This is a genomic window from Sorangium sp. So ce321 (assembly GCF_051530195.1).
Classification (GTDB): domain Bacteria; phylum Myxococcota_A; class Polyangia; order Polyangiales; family Polyangiaceae; genus Sorangium.
This window is the reverse complement of sequence record NZ_CP150329.1, coordinates 230,294-248,570: the sequence shown is the minus strand read 5'-3', so window position 1 is coordinate 248,570 and position 18,277 is coordinate 230,294. Positions and strand designations below refer to the sequence as shown.

Below are 18,277 nucleotides of genomic sequence, written 5' to 3'. Positions count from 1 at the left end.
CGGCGCGGCTCCTGGCGAGCCCACAGAACGTGGAGTGAAGGTGCCCGAGCGCGACGCGTGACGTACAACCGTCTGGTGGCGGGCTTCTCGAGCTTGATGCTCCACCGAGGTCTTCGCGTGGTGTTCGAGTGAGCGCGTATCGAGAGCCGTGAAGGCCCTAGTATCGAGTCAAGGCGTCAACCCTGCTTTCCTCTGGATCCGGCGGATCATCTCCTCCTCGGGAATCTGGAGGTGAGCGGCGTCGCGGTGGGCGATACGGAGGAGCTCGGCAGCAGCTTCGCGACCGCCGGGGGCAGCACGCTCGAGGTGGATCAGCGCCATGTTGGCCTGACAGACCAGTCGGCTGCGTACATCGCCGAGGCGCTCGTACACGGGCAGCTCTTCCTGCTGACGAATACGCAGCGCTTCGTCCAGCTCGCCGCGAGCCTGATGGATGTCAGCCACCTTGCCCAGCGTGACCGCACGACACCGGACGTCGCCCAGGCGCTCGTACACAGGCAGCTCTTCCTGCTGACGAATACGCAGCGCTTCGTCCAGCTCGCCGCGAGCCTGAAGGACGTCGGCCACCTTGCCCAGCGTGACCGCACGAGACCGGACGTCGCCCAGGCGCTCATACACAGGCAGCTCTTCCTGCCGACAAATACGCAGCGCTTCGTCCAGCTCGCCGCGAGCCTGATGGATGTCGGCCACCTTGCCCAGCGTGACCGCACGAGACCGGACGTCGCCCAGGCGCTCATACACAGGCAGCTCTTCCTGCCGACAAATACGCAGCGCTTCGTCCAGCTCGCCGCGAGCCTGAAGGACGTCGGCCACCTTGCCCAGCGTGAGGGCACGGGAGCGGACATCTCCCAGGCGCTCATACACAGGCAGCTCTTCCTGCCGACGGATACGCAGCGCCTCATCCAGCTCACCGCGCGCCTCAAGGATGTCGGCCACCTTGCCCAGCGCGATGGCGCGTTCCCGGACATTGCCCAGGCGCTCATACACAGGCAGCTCTTCCTGCCGACGAATACGCAGCGCCTCATCCAGCTCACCGCGCGCCTCAAGGATGTCGGCCACCTTGCCCAGCACTACGGCACGGGAATGGACATCGCCCAGGCGCTCGTACACAGGCAGCTCTTCCTGCCGACGGATACGCAGCGCTTCGTCCAGCTCGCCACCGGCCTGTAGGACGTCGGCGAGCTGGCCCAGAGCGGCAGCGCGCCCACGGATGTTCCCCAGCTGCTCACACAGATGAATGGACTCGCGCAAGAGCTGCTCGGCCTCATCCGGGCGCCCCAGACGCGCCGCAGCGCGCGCCAGTTCGAGCAGACCGCTCGAGATCTTCGCGACATCCCCTGTCTCGCGATGCATCGCGAGCGCCCGTCGAAGGGCCCCCTCCCATGCCTCGGCAGGGCCGGTCATCTCGAGCACGCGCGCTTCGAACGCCAGCGCATCGCCGATCCCGCTCGTGTAGCCGGCGCGCTCGGCGAGCCGGAACGCATCCTCCGCGGCTGCCCTGGCTTCGCCCAGCTCTGCTTCCTCGAGGAATGAATATGCGAGCCGTATCCAGGCGTCGGCGAGCGCGCCGGCAGGTATCTCGCCGTCAGCAAGCCCCCGCAGCCGCGCTGCCTCGGCTTGAAGCTCCGCCCGAGAAGGCGGTGACAGTTCCTGGGCCTCATGCTCCAGAGCCACGAGCGGAGCAGGCTCCCTCACCATCAATTCGACTTCCAGCGTCGCCGCCCGGACGTCGAAAAGATCCGGCGCCATCCTCGATAGCTCCGCCACGCGCCCCGCTGCGATCACCAGCACAAACGGCCCACGGATGAGCTTGCCGAGGACGTCGCGCGCCATGTTGAGCGACGCGACCGCGGTGCCACCGTTGGTGTCCATCAGCGCGACGCCGTCCGGGATCACCGCCCCCGCGAACGGGCGGTCCCGAGCCGAGACCGCGAGAAATCGCTCTATCTCCTCCACCCCGGCCGCCCCGGCCGCGAAGAAATGCAATGCCGGAACGCCGCCTGCGCCGCTCCAGGCGCGCAGACGCCGCACCACCTCGGCCCGCGCCGCATCCGCCGCGAGGACGACATACAGAGCGAAGCTCGCCGACCGCCGCAGGCCGCGCCGGAGCACATCGAGGTTGTGCTCCGATTCGGCATTGAGCAGCGCGATCGGCCTGTGCCCTTCCGGGATCACGTGCTCTCGCGGTACTTGCGGCACCGCTCCACGAGCGGGTGGACAGCCCACCAGGGATCAGGATCGCCGTTCTGATACTCCAGGACGTAGAGATGCCGGAGCAGCTCCCGCTTGACCTGATCGTCGCCTGTCGGGAAAACGATTGTCTCGCGCCACCTGCTTGAGGATCGACACATAGGCCTCGGGGAGCGCCCGCTCGAAGTCGGCCTGGATGCCGCCGGCGGCCCGCTCGATGGAGGCGGCCGTCACCCTGGGCGTGTCGTGCTCGTTCACGGCATCGAGCACCAGGCGCAACGCGTGACGGATGCACCCGCCGCTGTACCGCGCGATCCGCTGCGCCGCGGCCCGCCCCTCCTCGAAGAGAAGGTCGAACCGGACGCGCTTCTCGAGCAGGTGAACCAGGGCAGCGAGCGCGTCGGGATTGTCGCCGTCGCCCTCTGCGGCGCGCCGGCGCACCTCGATCATCGGCAACACCACGACGTTTCCCCCGTACAGGCCGATCAGGCTGGCGCCAGCCGCCGCATAGCAGAGATATAGCGGCACCGTGATCACCAGATGCGCTTCAAGGCGCTTCAGAGCCACCATCCGGTCCAGGTAGAGGCGCTCGACGTTGGCGCGCTGGCCCTCGCTCAGCTTCTCCATCTTCGAGATCGACGTCGGTCCGGTCGAGCACCGCGTCCGCGTCGAGAAACAGCGTCGTAATCGGAGCTGCCCCACCCTCGGCGGACTCGAGGCGCTTCTTCATGAGAAGGAGCTCCGTCGTCTTGCCGCCCCCGATGTGGCCGCTCAGGAGGTGCAGCGTGGGCGTTCCACCCGCGCGGCGGATGTTCCGCGCGATCTTGGCGAGGCGATCTCCGCCGCGGATCTGGCTCAGATCTTCGTGCAGGATCGCGTCATCGCGCGGATCCAGCGGACTGAACGGGTCGCAGAGGCGAACCGCATCGTCGAGCGAGCTCGCAGGGACGGAGAACGCCCGCTTCGACACGGCGAGCTCCCGGACCGCCTTGGTTTCCATGGTGCTCATCAGGACAGCGCGCAGGGTATCACACCGCGCCCCCCCGGTCGGCGTCGGCCTTCAGCCGGTTTCAGCCCAGAAACCCGCCCTCCGCCTCGCCCGCGCGGCGGCGCCGGGCGGCGCGGCCCTGGATTCGCGTGCACCCCGACCCTAGGCTCCGCTCCGTCGCCACCGCGGCGCCGCCGCGGCGCTGCCGGGCGGCGCCGCCGGCCGCTGACCGGCGGCGTGAGGCGCCGCTCAACGGAGGCTTCCATGCGTATCTCGCCACAGGAGTTCACCGAGCTCGACCTCGAGGTTCACCAGGTCCTTCGCGGCGTTCCGCTGAACGACGTGTCCGCGGTCGACCTGCCGGGCGGCGGCGCGGCGCGGACGATCGACGACGTCCGCGCGCTCTTGCGTCCCCCGGGGAGCGGCTCCTCGAGCGCGCTGGTGCGCGCGCTGTTCGGGCTCCGCGGCGCGCTCGGCAAGCGCTTTGGCTGGGACCCCGTCGAGCAGGGCCTGCCCCCCGAGTCCCACGTGCACCAGCTTCCGTCCGAGCTCGCGAGTCGGTCGTCCGTGCAGCCCGGCACGCGCGAGGGGCCCTTCCACGTGCTGTACGTGCTCCCGGGCGAGGCCGTGAGCGAGATCCGCAACGCGACCGTCCACGCGTTCTCCTGCATGGCGATCAGGCCGACGGCCGAGGGGCAGCGCCTCTACTGGGCTGTCTACGTGAAGCCCGTATCGCGGTGGACGTCCGCGTACATGGCGCTGATCGAGCCGTTCCGCCGCTTCATCGTGTACCCGAGCATGCTCCGGCAGCTGCGGGAGGCGTGGCGGGCCGCCTACGCCGAGAGCCCCTCCACCGTTGCAGCAGGACGCGGCTGAGATACGATGCCGTTGTGCCCGTGGACGTCGATCTCGAGCCCACCGAGCTTCGACGCTTCATCGCGGTGGCCGAGGAACGGAGCTTCCGTCGCGCCGCCGCGCGCCTGGGGATGGCCCAGCCGCCGCTCTCGCGGTCGATCGCTCAGCTGGAAGCCAAGCTGCGGACGCGCCTCTTGTACCGGACGACGCGCCATGTGTCGCTCACTCCAGCAGGGGTGGTCCTGCTCGAGCAAGCACGCCACGTCCTCGATGCGTTGGCGGCCGCGGCTCGCCGCACGGCGCGCGCGGGGCTCCCTCGCGCGCACCTGGCGGTCGCGCTCAAGCCAGGGAACGGCGGGCGCCTCCTGCGCCGGCTCGTCGAACACCACGAGCGCTCGGGATCGCAGGTACGCGTCGAGGTGCTCGTCAGCGGCTGGGGAGAGCAGACCGCCATGCTCGCCGACGGCCGCGCCGATGTGGCGTTCTTGCGAGGGCCCATCACCACGCCAGGCATAGACGCCGAGCCCTTGTTCACGGAGCCCCGCTGCGTCGCGCTCGCCGCGGCTCACCCGCTCGCGGGGCGGCGCGTGCTGCGCCGCGAGGACCTGGCGCGAGATCCCGTACCGGTGTGGCCCGCGGCCAGCCCGGAGCTCGCCGCGTACCGCGCCGCCGTCGACAGGAACGAGGACGCGACGCGCGGCCCGGTCGTCCACGACGCGAGCCAGCTCCTCGAGGCGGTAGCGCTGGGCCAGGGTATCGCGTTCGTCCCCGCCTCCAGCGCCACGCTCTATGCGCGTCACGACGTGAAGTACGTGAGGATGGCGGGGATCTCGGCGAGCACGCTGTACGTCGCGTGGGCGGACACATGTCGCTCGAGGGACGTCGCGCGTTTCGTGCGGCTCGCCGTGGAGGTCGCGTCGAGCCTCGGAGGGGACGCCGCGAAGCTCGCGTGAGCCCGGCTCCTGGTCACGGCCGGATCACGGTCATCCTGAAGGGGCCGGCGTTCGCGGCGGCGTGCGCGACGGCCTCGTTCGCGCGATCCAGACCGAGCTCCGTGACGTCGAAATGGTCCAGGCTCAGGAGACCGGAGCGGATGAGCCGCACCATGCGGACGACGGCCTCCCGTGGACACAACCACTGGCCCCGAACCGTGATGCAGCTGCGCATGAGGTGCCGATAAGGCAACTCCAGTCCTGCCGCGACGCCTCCCATCAGCACGACCGTCCCGTGCGGTCGCACCGTCATCGCGGCGGCTCGCACCGCGGCCGCGGGGGCCGAGGGCGGCAGCAGGTCCAGCACGCGGTCGATCGGGCCCGGCGCCGCCCTCAGCATCCGCGTCCGGTCGTCCTCCTCGCTGCCGAGGAGCTTCACGGTGCGAACGCGGTGACCAAAACGACGGGCCAGACCCTCCAGCGCCTCTTCGTTCCGGCCCGGCGCGATGACGCAGCCCGCCCCCATCGCCAGGGCGACCGCGACGCCGGCGCCGCCGAAGCTCCCGGTGGCGCCGCTGATCAGCACCGTCTCTCCTGCCTGCAGGTCCGCCGCGAGGAGCCCGCCATACGGCACGAGCAGCGTCATCAGCGCGCACCACCGCGCCGCGTCCGCCGCCTCTATCGCGCCGATCCGGACGGCGTTCTCGGTCGGAACCATGATCCGTTCGGCGAACGATCCATGGCGAAAATGCGCTTGCAGGCGCAGGCCCCCCTCGCCCGCCGCGGTCCACCCTTGCAGCAAGATGTCGGGAGACACCGCGTCGTCGCGCGACCGCACGGTGGGGTCGCAGCAGACCCAGTCGCCGGCAGCGAGGCGTGTCGCGTCCGGTCCGACGGCGCGCACACGGCCGATCGCGCCGGCTCCCGGCGCCAGCGGCAGATCGAGCAAGAAGCCCCGCGCGCCGCTGAAGGCCTCGTTCGCATAGGAGACCACAGGGGCAGCGACGACATCGACGATGACCTCCCCAGTCCCCAGGATCGGGTCTGGCAAGGCCTCGATGGCGAGGGGGGAACCAAACGCCTTCAGAACGGCAGCTTTCATGACCGCCGTATGGACCGTCCGGCGCGGGCGCACCAATACTCGAGGCGCGCCGATTGATACCGCCAGCGCATCAATGGGGGCTGCGGGTCGCCTTCGCGCCCGCCGCCTCCCCCCTGGAGGCGACCGAGGATCCCTTGCGCGATCCGGCCCCTTCCCGGAGAAGCGACGCCCGGAGGGGCCGCTTTCAGTCCACACCCAGCCCGCGGGGCGGTGGCCTCGCGCCGTGGATCACCTGCCGCACCGTCAGGACGACGACGCGGCCCGCGTCGCGCTCTTCCGCGAGCCAGTCGAGGAGCGTGGAGAAGTCCTCTCTGGAGATGCTGTACTTGCCGCAGGCGTCGCAGATATGGTGGAAGGTGAGCTGCATCCATCCGTCATCCTGCTGCGCGCGGCGGACGAGCGCCTGAGTCCTGGGGAGGCGGTCGCTGCGGCGGAGGGAGCCGGGCGTGCGGGTGGCAGCGGGGTCGTGCGGAGGGATGGACTCCGCCCGTGCGCAGAAGGTGCATGCGTGGAGGCCAAGCCCGCCCGAGCCCCTGGCGCTGTCGTAACCGCAGGAGCGCACCAGCTCGGCGCTGACGCTGTCGTAGGCGCCCCAGGGGTACGCGAAGTCGCTCACGGCGAAGCCCAGCGCCAGGAGAGCGCGGCGGTCATCGCAGATCTGCCGGCGCTGCTCTCCGGCCGGGAGCCCGGGAAGCCGCACGTGATCGACGGTGTGGCCGCCGATCTCGTGGCCGTCGGACGCGAGCGCGCGGAGCTCGGCGACCGTCAGGTAGCCGGGACGGTCGAGTCGACCGCTGTTCACGAAGAACGTGGCATGCATCCGGTGCTCGGCGAGGATGGAGCGCGCGGAGAGCTGATCGGCCAGCGTGTCGTCGAACTCGATGGACACGACAGCGACGCCCGGGGGACGCTCGGCCAGGAGGACCGAGGCGATGAGGAGTGCGGCGAGGCACGCTCCGATGCACACCAGCACCACCTGGTCTTCGCGCGTCGCGAGGCGCCGCGCGCCGTCCCTCTCCGTGCGCAGGATCTCCACAGCAGACACCGCCGTATCATCGGCCGTGCCGGTGGCTCCGCCGTCTTTCCACGAGAACAGGGCGCTCTGCGCCTTCCGGGAACGTCTGGAGCTCCTTCGGGGACAGCGCGACGAGCACCGGCGACCCTTGGTCATGCTGCCAGTTCATGGCAGCATCCCCTGGTGTCCCGCGCCAACCGCCTGCTCCGCCTGGTGCAGCTCCTCCGCCGCCACCGCCGGCCCGTGAGCGCGGCGTCCCTCGCCGACGAGCTCGGCGTCTCCGTCCGCTCCGTCTACCGCGACATCGACGCCCTCCGCGAGCAGGGCGCCAGCATCGAGGGGGCGGCGGGCGCGGGGTACCAGCTCCGGCCGGGCTTCCTCTTGCCGCCGCTCATGTTCACGGACGAGGAGCTCGAGGCCATCGTCCTCGGCCTGCGCCTCACCGCGGAGCACGGCGACGAGGCGCTCGGGCGCGCGGCCGCCGAGGTCGTCGCGAAGCTCCGGGCCGTGCTGCCGCGCGATCTGAAGACCCTGGTCGACGAGACGGCGCTCCTGGCAGGCCCGTCGCTGCGGCGCGAGCCGGAGCAGATCGACCTCGCCGAGGTGCGGCGCTGCATCCGCGAGCAGCGCAAGGCGCGGATCGCCTACGCAGACCGCCGCGGCGCGGCGAGCGAGCGCGTGGTGTGGCCCATCGCCGTCGGTTTCTTCGAGCGGGCGCGCGTGGTGGTGGCGTGGTGCGAGGAGCGCGCCGATTTTCGCTCGTTCCGGGCCGACCGGATCGCGCGCTGGACGACGTCCGCCGATCGCTTCGGCCGGCCGCGCGCCACGCTCCTCGCGGAGTGGCGGGCGCGCGAGGCCATCCCGGCGCAGCTCCCCGGCTGAGCAGCTCGGCTCGGCTTGGCGGCGGCGGGACGTCGGCTGGACGTCGGCTGGACGTCGGCTGGACGTCGGCTTGCCGCCTGCTGACAGAATCTGTCACTGGCCGGTCGCATGCTCTCCGTCGTCCCGGGGCACCTCTCCCCCGGGCGCCCGGAGAACATCATGTCCGATCTCAATTTCGTGCTGCTCTACGTCGATGATCCCGCGGCGAGCGCCGCGTTCTACGCGAGCGTCCTCGGGCGGCCCCCGGTCGAGGCGTCGCCGACCTTCGCGATGTTCGCGCTCGAGTCGGGCGTCATGCTGGGGCTGTGGTCGCGCCACACCGTGGAGCCCGCGGCGACGGCGCCTGGCGGCGGCGAGCTCGCGTTCACCGTCGCCGACGCGGCGGCGGTGAGGGCCACGCACGCGGCCTGGACCGAGCGCGGCCTCGCGATCGCGCAGGCGCCGACGCAGCTCGACTTCGGCTACACGTTCGTCGCCCTCGATCGCGACGGCCACCGCCTGCGCGTCTTCGCGCCGGGGGCCGCGTGAGCCGCGCCTTTCTGGCCGTCGCGTCGGCCGAGCACGTGGAGCGCGGCCGGGCCGGCGGCTTCATGCAGGTCTGCCACGGCAAGCGCGCGCCGCTCCGGCGCGTGCGGCCGGGCGATCGGGTCGTGTACTACTCGCCGACCGTGTCGTTCCAGGGCCGCGATCGGCTGCAGGCGTTCACGGCCATCGGCGTCGTGAAGGACGGCGAGCCGTACCCGTTCGACATGGGCGGGGGCTTCTGCCCGTTTCGCCGTGACGTGGCGTGGGTCGCCGCGCGGGCGGCGCCCATCGCGCCGCTGCTCGCGCGGCTCGACCTCTCGTCGGGGTCATCCAGCTGGGGAGTCCGGCTGCGGGCGGGGCTCCTGACGATCAGCGAGCGGGACCTGGAGACGATCGCGCGCGCGATGGGCGCGGCGCTCCCGGCGGCCGTCCGGGCCGCGTGACGGCGTGCCTCGCGGAGGCGGGCCCCCGGGCGGGCCTCAACCTGGCGGGCCTCAACCTGGGTCGGGCGGCGAGGGCCCCCAACCTGCGAGGGCCCCCAACCTGGGTCGGGCGGCGCGCAACCTGGGCCGGGTGGCGAAGGCCTCGATTCGGACTGAACGGCTGGGAGCGCGCCGCAATCGTGCTCCTCGCGGGGCGGACGAGCCCCAACCTGGGTCGGGCGGCGCGCGCCCGGGGTGGGCGTGCTAGAAATCTTCGATGCGTAGTCGCCTTGGCTTGAGGAGGCGGTGAGCATCCCCCTGCGAGGGCGCGATGCCATGGCCCTGGCCATGGCGGTCGCGGCGCACCTCGCGCTCCTCGCCGCACCGATACGCGAGCGCCCTCCCGAGCCGCCCGCCGATCCGTCCGCGCTCGTGGACGCCATCGACCTCGAGCTCGAGGAGCCGGCTCCCCGCACCGCAGCCCCGGCGCCGCCGGCCGCAAGCGAACCCGAGCAGGCCAGCGAGGTCGGCAAGACCGCTCCGGCCGACAAGACGCAGGCGTCCCCGCCGGGCGCCGCCGCCGCCAAGGTCGCCTCCGCCGACCGCGCCAGGCCCGCGCCGGCCGCCCCCGCGGAGCCCGCCTCCGAGCCGAGGGATGCGCCCGAGCCCCCCGCCCCCGCCGCCGAGCCCCCCGCCCCCGCCGCCGAGCCCCCCGCCCCCGTCGCCGAGGCGCCAGGCTCCGCGGCGGCCGCCCCGCCCGCCGACGAGTACGGCGGTCCCCCCGCGGGGCCGCCCCCCGCGGCCGGCGGGGGTGTCGCGCTCGCGCCCGGGCTCGGCACGCCCCTCTGGACCGTGCCCGGCGCGCTCCCCGGCCCCGGCGTGCCGCAGGCCGCCCCGACGGCCGCCCCCCTCCCCCGCCCCGTCGACCCCGCCATCGCGGGCAAGGTCCTGAACGACACGATCCGCGGCAAGGACAGGAGCGTGGGCATCAGCGTCCCGGCCGCGGGCGTCGTGGCGAGCACCCTGGCGGACACCGTGCGCTCCTCGGCCGCGCCCCTCGATGCGCGCGCGACCTTCGAGGTCAAGCTCGGCGCCGACGGCCAGGTCCTGGGCGTCCGGCTGGTGAGCGCGACCGCCGGCGACGGCCCCACCTGGGAGCGCATCGTGGGCGCGGCCAAGGGCGCCCTCGCCGGGACCGCGCTCCAGATGGGGCCCGACAAGGCGCCGGTCACCGTCACCGTCAAGGTCGAGTCCAAGGTGCAGTATCCCTCCGGCAGCAAGAAGAAGCCCAAGGCGGAGCTCGTGTGCGCCGAGGAGGTGCTCGCGCAGCTCCAGCAGGCCATGGAGGACCCGGGTCGGCTCGCCCAGCTGGGCGGCGCCGGCCGCGACGGGGCGCCGCCGGCGGCCAACATGGATGACGAGGAGCGAAAGCGGCTCTTCTGCATCCCCGTCGGGCTCCGCGCCAAGGGCGATCTCTCCGACATCGGGGCGCACAGGGTCAACGTCGTCTCGGCGTCGTTCGCGGTGAAGCGCGAGGGCGAGCGCGCCCTGCCGCACGAGGACATCCTGCCGATCGACACGCGCGTGCCGTGGGCGCCCAAGGACCCGAAGAAGATGAAGCTGCCGCCGCGCCCCAAGAAGAAGTGGAAGAAGAAGCAGCAGCAGCCATGAAGCCTCGCCAGCCCTGACGGGCGCCCCCGCGGCGAGCCAGCGTCAGCCCGCCGCGGCCAGGCGCATGCTCGGCTCGAAGCAGATCGACAGGCGCGCGGCCCGTGGTCGTGCCCGAACGCGACGTGCGGGCTGGGATCGCGCCCCATGTCGAAAATTCCCACGCTGAAGATGGGAAGTGAGGAAGGTCCGAACCTCGGTGTTCTCTCCTCCCTGACTCCCCGCCTTCAGCGTCCGCTGTGACCACCGCTCAGCGCCGGAGCGCGGCTGGCGTAAGGAGGCGCGCGTCTGAAGAATCCCCTCATTCTGCAGCCATTTTCATCGGGGAAATTGAACAGGGAGGCGGGGAGACAGGGAGTATTTCGAAGATTTCCCTCCCCGTCTCCCCGCCTCCCTGTGAATTTTCCGAAGCATCTGAGGGGATGCCTCAGGGCGCGCGACTCACCCCGTCCACGCCGCCCAGACCTCGTCGTGCTCCACGCGCGGGGCGCGCTCGGTCACCAGCCGCGCGAACACCGTCGGGTGCGGGACGCTGTCGAGGGCCACCGTCCGCCAGGGAAACACGGTCTGCCCGCGGAAGAAGGCGACTCGGCCCGATTGCAAGCGCACGAGAGAGAGCTCGGCCCAGGCGACGCGGAGCTCGCGGATCGCGATCCCCTCCGCGTCGAGGCGCACCGGGCCGAAGGTCAGGACCCCACCTTCCTTGACCGCGCGCCGCGCTTCATCGAGCAGGGGACGGGAGCAGCGCTGGAGCACCCAGCGGGCCACCTCCTGGCCGTCCGCCACCTCGACAGGCACTGTGCGCCGCTGACCCGAGTGCTCCACGAGGCGAATGGCGCGGAGGAAAACGAAGCGGCCGAACGGGGTCGAGCTCCGGTCGAGGTCGAACCACACCTCGTCGACATCGTCGAAAACAACGGCCTCGCACCCCTCCTGGCGAGCCACGACGAGGCCGTGCTCGTACAGCTCGATCCGCAGACCGCGATGGCGCAGCGCGGCGGCCGCGAGCACCGCGAAGCCCGCGATCCCGAACGGCAGCGACAGGGAGAAGCCCCTCCATCCAGCGATGACGGCGCCGATGATGCTCGTGAACATCAGGAGCAGCGCGCCCCGCGCCACATGGAACAGCACGGCATGCCGGCGCTGGCCGTGGACAGAGCGGAGCTCGCCGAGGCGCTGCTCCTCGGGAGGCGCCGCCGGGCGCTCCGCCGGCTGGCGGAATGGGTGCGGCTGCACAGAAACGCCCTAGCACAGGCGCGGCCGCGACCGCGAGCGAAGCGCGGCTGAGAGGCGCCCGCGTCGCAGCAGGGCGCCTCCCGATGCTCCTGGGCCGCAGCGCTGATGTCTGTAGACCTCTATCGACCCGCCGCGGGGCCGCCACGAAGAGCGCATTCGCCGGCAGACGCCGGCGCCGGCGCGCAGAGCGCGCGTGCACACGGCTTGCATGGCTGCAAGGGCGGGCTGCGAAGCCCGGGTTGCAGGGGCAGTCGCACTGTTGAGGCCGATCCACTTTCGGTCGACCATCGTTCGAAAAGTCCACCGACGACGTCGGGCGACGCCTATAAGACGGCCTGGGATTCGCGGCAGCTTGCCGTTCCTCTGCCCGAGGAACCGGCGTTTCCCCACAACGCGCCTGCGCGCCGGAGCAGTGGACGGCCGCTCGCCCCAATGCACCCAAAGGTGATCCTGCGAATGAGAGCCCATTTCCCCCCCCGTTGGATATGCGGCGCCGCCGCGCTAGCCGCGGCGGCTTGGGCCGCGCCAGCGTCTGCCCAGGAGGCGGACGCGGAGCGCGGCCTCGCCCTGGACCGGTTCAACCCGGCGCCCGCCGGCGATCGGATGTTCGGCGTGCCGTCGCCCTACGCCGCCTCGCCCAGGCAGGACGGCAGCCCGACCCTCCACCTGATGCTGCTCGGCGACTACGCGCACAACCCGCTCGTGCTCTCGCGCGAGGGGCAGGACGAGCCGATCGACTCCATCGTGGAGCACCAGCTGTTCCTGCACCTGAACGGCTCGCTCACGCTGTGGGACCGGCTCCACGTCAACGTCGACGTGCCGCTCGCGGTGCTGCAGGAGGGCGGGAGCCCGGCGGCGGAAGGGCTCTCGTTCCCCTCGCCGAGCGGCGCGGAGATCGGTGACCTCCGGCTCGGGCTGCGGCTGCGGCTCCTGGGCGAGTACTTCGACCCGTTCCAGCTCGCCATCGGCGGCTACCTGTGGCTGCCGACAGGCAACGGCGATCGCGGCTCGTACGTGGGCGAGGACTCGGTGCGCGGCCTGCCCCAGCTCATCGCCGGCGGACGGGTCCCGAACCTCACCTGGTCGCTCGCGGCCGGCGTCGACCTGCGCCCCGCGCAGACGTTCGCGCAGGTGCGGCAGGGGCTGATGTTCAACGGCGGCGCGGGCGTCGGCCTGCTGCTGCTGCCCGAGGAGCAGCTCCAGATCGGGCCCGAGGTGACCGTCTCGACGGTGCTGGAGGAGCCCGAGGCGCGCAACACGAACGTCGAGGCGCTGCTCGGCGTGCGCTACCGCTTCGTGCCCGCGCTCCGCGACTTCGAGCTCGGCGTCGCCGCCGGCCCCGGCTTCACCTCGGGCATCGGCACCCCGGACTTCCGCGCCGTCGCGAGCCTCGCGTACTCGCCCGAGGTCCGGCGCACCGACCCGGACCGCGACAAGGACGGCATCCCCAACGACCAGGACGCCTGCCCGGAGGTGCCCGGCGTGGGCGACGCCGACCCGAAGAAGAACGGCTGCCCGCCCTCCGATCGCGACGAGGACGGCATCCTCGACCGCGTCGACGCCTGCCCGGACGTGGCCGGCATCGCGAACGACGACCCGAAGAAGCACGGCTGCCCGCCGCCCGGGGACCGCGACAAGGACACCATCCTCGACGACGTCGACGCCTGCCCGGACGAGGCCGGCCCGGCGAACGAGGACCCGAAGAAGCACGGCTGCCCGCCGCCGCCCGACAGGGACGGCGACGGCGTGATCGACGCGGAGGACGCCTGCCCCGACATCCCCGGTCTCCGCACCACGGATCCGGCGACGAACGGCTGCCCCGGCGATCGCGACGGCGACACGGTGCGCGACGACAAGGACGCCTGCCCCGACGAGAAGGGCAAGCCCAACGAGGATCCGGCGAAGAACGGCTGCCCCGTCGCGGTGCGCGTGACCGAGCAGGAGATCGTCATCCTCCAGCAGGTGCAGTTCGACACCGGCAAGGCGACCATCAAGAAGGAGAGCGACGAGCTCCTCGATGAGGTGGCCGGTGTGCTGAAGGAGCACCCGGAGATCACCAAGATCGAGGTGCAAGGGCACACCGACCCGCGCGGCGGACGCGCGTACAATATCAAGCTCAGCCAGGCGAGGTCCGAGTCGGTCACGAAGGCGCTGGTCAAGCGCGGCCTCGAAGCCGAGCGGCTCACGTCGAAGGGCTACGGGCCCGACGTCCCGATCGCGGACAACGACACCGACGAGGGACGCCAGAAGAACCGCCGCGTGCAGTTCAAGATCCTCGAGAAGAAGCCGAAGCAGCAGCAGGAGGCGCCGTGAAGAGAAGTTGGTACATAGGTGGTCTAGTCGGGCTCGCCTGGGTAGGCGGGCAGGGCGGCACCGCGCACGCCGCGCCCACGCTGCGCGTGCAGGTCGACCAGCGGGGAGACTTCCTCCTGGTCGGCAACACGCTCGGCTACGAGTGCGCCCCCGCGGACATCGACAGGCCCGTGCTGGGCACCGCCGCCTGCGCAGGCAGCACCTTGGACGACGACAGCGCGCCCGACATCTACTGGCGCGCCGACTCGCCCGCGGAGGGCCAGGCGGAGGCGCGCACCACCGTCACCGCCGAGCAGGCGCGCACCTCCGCGGTGCTCACCGTGCCGGCCGGCGCGACGGTCACGCACGCCTATCTCTACTGGGCCGCGCACAAGCCGACCGACCAGCCCGCGGACGCGGCGGTCACCCTGGATCGGCCCGGCGCGGGCGGCTTCGTCGAGAACGTGGCCGCCCTCGGCTCGGTCGTCACGACCAGCTCGGCTCGGACCTACTACCAGTCGGTCGCGGACATCACCTCGGTCGTGCAGGCGCAAGGCTCCGGCGCGTACCGGGTGAGCGGCGTCCAGAGCGCGAACTTCTTGAACAACGACTTCAACAACCACTTCGCCGGGTGGTGGCTGGTCGTGTTCTATCAGGACGCCTCGGAGCCGCCGCGCAATCTGGCGCTCTTCGACGGGCTCGACACGGTGCCCAGCGGAGGGAGGCAGGAGGCGACCCTCTCGGGGTTCCTGGTGCCGCGCGCGGGCTACGACGCGAAGATCGGCATGGTCACGTTCGAGGGCGACTCCTCCATCTCGGGGGACCAGTTCTTCTTCAACGGAGGGGCCGCCCTCGGCAACGACCTGAACCCGGACAACAACTTCTTCAACGGCACGCGCTCGTTCCTGGGCGCGCCGGTGTCGACCGCGGGGGACCTGCCGCAGCTCGCGGGCACTCCCGGGACCATGGCCGGCATGGACATCGACGTCCTCGACATCACGTCCAAGGTGACTCCAGGGCTGACCTCGGCGCCGATCGTGGCGTCGAGCACCAACGATCTGTACTTCCTCGCCGGGTTCGTCACGTCGATCTCGACCTTCAAGCCGGACTTCACGACCTCCGTGAAGTCGGCCGTCGACGTGAACCGCGGGCTGCTGCTCCCGGGCGACGTGATCCAGTACACGATCCAGGTCACCAACACAGGCAACGACGCGTCGATCAACACGGTGCTCACCGATCCGCTGCCCGCGGGCGTGAGCTACGTGCCGGGCTCGCTGTCGATCACGGCGGGCGCGAACATGGGGCCCAAGACGGACCTCCCCGTCGACGATCAGGGCGAGTACAACGCGCTCAACCGCACGATCACCGTGCGGCTCGGCGCCGGCGCGAACGGGCTCACCGGGGGCACGATCCCCGCCGCCGGGGCGACGACCGTGACCTTCCAGGTGACGGTCGACGCCGGCGCTTCGGGCCTCATCGCCAACCAGGCGGTCATCACCGCCGCCGGGCAGCAGGGCGCGCAGTCCGAGGACACGCCGACCGACGGCGACGACGAGACCGGCGGCCCCCAGCCGACGGACGTCGTCATCGACGAGTGCGAGACCGACGCGCAGTGCGACGCGCCGACGCCGCACTGCAACACCGAGGCGACCCCCAACACGTGCGTCGAGTGCGTCACCGACGCGCAGTGCGGGCCGCTGACCCCGACGTGTGATCCGGACGACAACACCTGCTCCTGCGTGCCCACGGGCGCGGAGGTCTGCGGCGACGCGTTCGACAACGACTGCGACGGCGTCATCGGCAACGGCTGCGACTCGGACGAGGACGGGATCGACGATCCCACCGAGCTCGAGGCCGGCACCGACCCGAACGACGCGGATACCGACGACGACGGCGTGACCGACGGCGAGGAGCCGAGCTGGGACGAGGACTCCGACGGCGACAGCCTCATCAACGCGCTCGACCCCGACAGCGACAACGACGGGCTCTACGACGGCACCGAGCTCGGCTCGGTCTGCGATGACCCGGCGACCGACATCGGCGCGGGCCACTGCCGGGTCGACGGGGACGCCGGGGCGACGAAGACCAACCCGCTCGACGCGGACACCGACGACGGCGGCGTGTCCGATGGGCAGGAGGACTTCGATCTCGACGGCATCATCGACGAGGGCGAGACCGATCCGAACGACGGCGACGACGACGTCCCGCCGACGGACACGGACGGCGACGGGCTGAGCGACGACTTCGAGGAGACGATCGGGAGCAACCCGACCGACGCCGACACCGACGACGACGGGGCGCTCGACGGCCAGGAGCCGAACCCCGCCGACGACACCGACGGCGACGGGCTCATCAACGTGCTCGACGTCGACAGCGACGACGACGGGCTCTTCGACGGCACCGAGCTCGGCCTCGACTGCGAGAACGCGGCCACCAACGCCGAGCTGGGCCACTGCCGCGCCGACGCGGACGGCGGGGCGACGAAGACCTCGCCGGTGGACGTGGACACCGACGACGGCGGCGTGCGCGACGGCCAGGAGGACATCAACCTCGACGGCGCGGTCGACGCGGGCGAGACCGATCCGAACGACGGCGACGACGACCTGCCGATCGACGACACCGACGGCGACGGGCTGGTCGACGAGCTCGAGGAGCTGATCGGCAGCGATCCGAACGACGCGGACAGCGACGACGACGGCGTGCTCGACGGCCAGGAGCCGAACTTCAGCGACGACCACGACGGCGACGGCCTCATCAACGTGCTCGACCCCGACAGCGACGGCGACCAGCTGTTCGACGGCACCGAGCTCGGCCTGCCCTGCGACAACCCGGCCACCGACCCGGAGGCCGGCAACTGCACCCCGGACGCCGATCCCGACACGCTCACCTACCCGCTCGATACGGACACGGACAACGGCGGCGTCAGCGACGGCGTGGAGGACGCGAACCACAACGGCGCCATCGACGACGGCGAGACGGATCCCAGGGATCCCGCCGACGACGTGGTGGCGGACGATAGCGACGGCGACGGGCTGAGCGACTCGCTCGAGGAGATGATCGGGAGCGATCCGAACGACGCCGACACCGACGACGACGGCGCGATCGACGGGCAGGAGCAGAGGCCCGGCGAGGACACCGACGGCGACGGGCTCATCAACGCGCGCGACGTCGACAGCGACAACGACGGGCTCTTCGACGGCACCGAGCTCGGCTTCGACTGCGAGAACGAGGCCACCGACACCGAGGCGGGCCACTGCCGCGCCGACGCGGACGAGGGGGCGACGAAGACCAACCCGCTCGACGCGGACACCGATGACGGCGGCGTCACCGACGGCGACGAGGACATCAACCTCGACGGCGCCATCGACGCCGGCGAGACCGACCCGAACAACGGCGACGACGATGTCCCGCCGGCGGACACCGACGGCGACGGGCTGAGCGACGCGGTCGAGGACAACATCGGCACCGATCCGAACGACGGCGACAGCGACGACGACGGCGTGCTCGACGGCCAGGAGCCGAACTTCAGCGACGACCACGACGGCGACGGCCTCATCAACGCGCTCGACCCCGACAGCGACGACGACGGGCTCTTCGACGGGACCGAGCTCGGGCGAGACTGCAACGACGCGGCGACCGACCAGGCAGCTGGGACCTGCATCCCGGATGCAGACCCCCAGACGACCACGAACCCGCTCGATCCGGACACGGACCGCGGCGGCATCACCGACGGCGTGGAGGACGCGAACCACAACGGCGCCATCGACGACGGCGAGACCGATCCGAACGACGGCGACGACGACCAGCCCTCCACGGCGTGCACGCAGGACAGCGACTGCGGCGACGCCACGAGCGGCCAGATCTGCGTCGAGGGGGCCTGCATCGACGGCTGCCGCGGCGCGAACGGCAACGGCTGCTCGTCGGACGAGGTGTGCAGCTCGACCGACAGCACGCCGGGCACCTGCGGGCCTGAGCAGCCCGTGGACAACGACCCGACCGGCATCTTCGCCGAGGGCAACGGCCTCTGCGCGGCGCGGCCGCTGCCCGCGAACAGCGGCCGGGGCGCGGCTGCGCTCCTGCCCCTGCTCGCCACCCTCGCTGGCCTCGTCCTGCGCCGGCGGCGCCGGGCGGGCAGCTAGCCGAGCGGAACGAGCGAGCCGAAGAACGAGG

General features: G+C 71.7%; 14 protein-coding genes. 8 read left to right on the top strand and 6 right to left on the bottom strand.

Annotated features, from left to right (window positions below; all coding sequences use genetic code 11):
- Positions 1-168: 168 nt before the first annotated feature.
- From WME89_RS00965 to WME89_RS00955, 3 genes are read right to left on the bottom strand one after another with little or no spacing between them, the layout of a single operon-like run.
- Positions 169-2,175 (bottom strand): tetratricopeptide repeat protein, encoded by a 2,007-nt coding sequence (locus WME89_RS00965; RefSeq protein WP_438007407.1) that lies wholly within the window; start codon positions 2,173-2,175, stop codon positions 169-171.
- Between the two features lie 57 nt (positions 2,176-2,232).
- A complete protein-coding gene (locus WME89_RS00960) occupies positions 2,233-2,817 on the bottom strand; it encodes a hypothetical protein (RefSeq protein WP_438007406.1) in 585 nt (194 codons plus the stop codon).
- Entirely contained in the window at positions 2,738-3,190 is a 453-nt protein-coding gene (locus tag WME89_RS00955; protein ID WP_438007405.1) for a hypothetical protein, read from the bottom strand. Before WME89_RS00955 ends, WME89_RS00960 begins: the two co-directional genes overlap by 80 nt.
- A gap of 252 nt (positions 3,191-3,442) precedes the next feature.
- Between WME89_RS00955 and WME89_RS00950 the strand changes: the two genes are divergently transcribed.
- Positions 3,443-4,054: a DUF2867 domain-containing protein gene (locus WME89_RS00950; protein WP_438007404.1), complete on the top strand. Its 612-nt coding sequence runs from the start codon at positions 3,443-3,445 to the stop codon at positions 4,052-4,054.
- Between the two features lie 14 nt (positions 4,055-4,068).
- The gene (locus WME89_RS00945) at positions 4,069-4,986 is read left to right on the top strand and encodes a LysR family transcriptional regulator (protein WP_438007403.1); all 918 of its coding nucleotides are present in this window, start codon (positions 4,069-4,071) and stop codon (positions 4,984-4,986) included.
- 13 nt (positions 4,987-4,999) lie between these two features.
- On the opposite strand, the gene WME89_RS00940 is transcribed toward WME89_RS00945, so the two are convergent.
- Positions 5,000-6,067 (bottom strand): zinc-binding dehydrogenase, encoded by a 1,068-nt coding sequence (locus tag WME89_RS00940; RefSeq protein WP_438007402.1) that lies wholly within the window; start codon positions 6,065-6,067, stop codon positions 5,000-5,002.
- A 184-nt stretch (positions 6,068-6,251) separates the two neighbouring features.
- Positions 6,252-7,112, bottom strand: coding sequence for a polysaccharide deacetylase family protein (locus tag WME89_RS00935; RefSeq protein WP_438007401.1), 861 nt, complete (start codon positions 7,110-7,112; stop codon positions 6,252-6,254).
- 153 nt (positions 7,113-7,265) lie between these two features.
- Here WME89_RS00935 and WME89_RS00930 point away from each other — a divergent pair, with 153 nt between their 5' ends.
- The 4 genes from WME89_RS00930 to WME89_RS00915 all read left to right on the top strand — a co-directional run bounded on the left by WME89_RS00930 (position 7,266) and on the right by WME89_RS00915 (position 10,582).
- Positions 7,266-7,964 carry a helix-turn-helix transcriptional regulator gene (locus tag WME89_RS00930; RefSeq protein WP_438007400.1) on the top strand — a complete coding sequence of 233 codons (699 nt, stop codon included), beginning with the start codon at positions 7,266-7,268 and terminating at the stop codon, positions 7,962-7,964.
- Positions 7,965-8,123: 159 nt separating this feature from the next.
- Positions 8,124-8,492, top strand: coding sequence for a VOC family protein (locus WME89_RS00925; protein WP_438011872.1), 369 nt, complete (start codon positions 8,124-8,126; stop codon positions 8,490-8,492).
- Entirely contained in the window at positions 8,489-8,932 is a 444-nt protein-coding gene (locus tag WME89_RS00920) for an EVE domain-containing protein (protein ID WP_438007399.1), read from the top strand. The genes WME89_RS00925 and WME89_RS00920 overlap by 4 nt, the downstream gene beginning before the upstream one ends.
- A 285-nt stretch (positions 8,933-9,217) precedes the next feature.
- Positions 9,218-10,582 (top strand): hypothetical protein, encoded by a 1,365-nt coding sequence (locus WME89_RS00915; protein ID WP_438007398.1) that lies wholly within the window; start codon positions 9,218-9,220, stop codon positions 10,580-10,582.
- Positions 10,583-11,020: 438 nt separating this feature from the next.
- Here the strand turns inward: WME89_RS00915 and WME89_RS00910 are convergent, their stop codons facing one another.
- Positions 11,021-11,815: a DUF6585 family protein gene (locus WME89_RS00910; protein WP_438007397.1), complete on the bottom strand. Its 795-nt coding sequence runs from the start codon at positions 11,813-11,815 to the stop codon at positions 11,021-11,023.
- A 456-nt stretch (positions 11,816-12,271) separates the two neighbouring features.
- On the opposite strand from WME89_RS00910, the gene WME89_RS00905 reads away from it, so the two are divergent.
- Positions 12,272-14,128: an OmpA family protein gene (locus tag WME89_RS00905; protein WP_438007396.1), complete on the top strand. Its 1,857-nt coding sequence runs from the start codon at positions 12,272-12,274 to the stop codon at positions 14,126-14,128.
- 86 nt (positions 14,129-14,214) lie between these two features.
- Positions 14,215-18,246 (top strand): hypothetical protein, encoded by a 4,032-nt coding sequence (locus WME89_RS00900; protein WP_438007395.1) that lies wholly within the window; start codon positions 14,215-14,217, stop codon positions 18,244-18,246.
- Positions 18,247-18,277 lie beyond the last annotated feature (31 nt).

Bases quoted from the DNA above. Each gene is read 5' to 3' on its own strand.
- WME89_RS00955 (WP_438007405.1), bottom strand. From the start codon at position 3,190: ATGGAAACCAAGGCGGTCCGGGAGCTCGCCGTGTCGAAGCGGGCGTTC.
- WME89_RS00960 (WP_438007406.1), bottom strand. From the start codon at position 2,817: ATGGAGAAGCTGAGCGAGGGCCAGCGCGCCAACGTCGAGCGCCTCTAC.
- WME89_RS00940 (WP_438007402.1), bottom strand. From the start codon at position 6,067: ATGAAAGCTGCCGTTCTGAAGGCGTTTGGTTCCCCCCTCGCCATCGAG.
- WME89_RS00950 (WP_438007404.1), top strand. From the start codon at position 3,443: ATGCGTATCTCGCCACAGGAGTTCACCGAGCTCGACCTCGAGGTTCAC.
- WME89_RS00905 (WP_438007396.1), top strand. From the start codon at position 12,272: ATGAGAGCCCATTTCCCCCCCCGTTGGATATGCGGCGCCGCCGCGCTA.
- WME89_RS00925 (WP_438011872.1), top strand. From the start codon at position 8,124: ATGTCCGATCTCAATTTCGTGCTGCTCTACGTCGATGATCCCGCGGCG.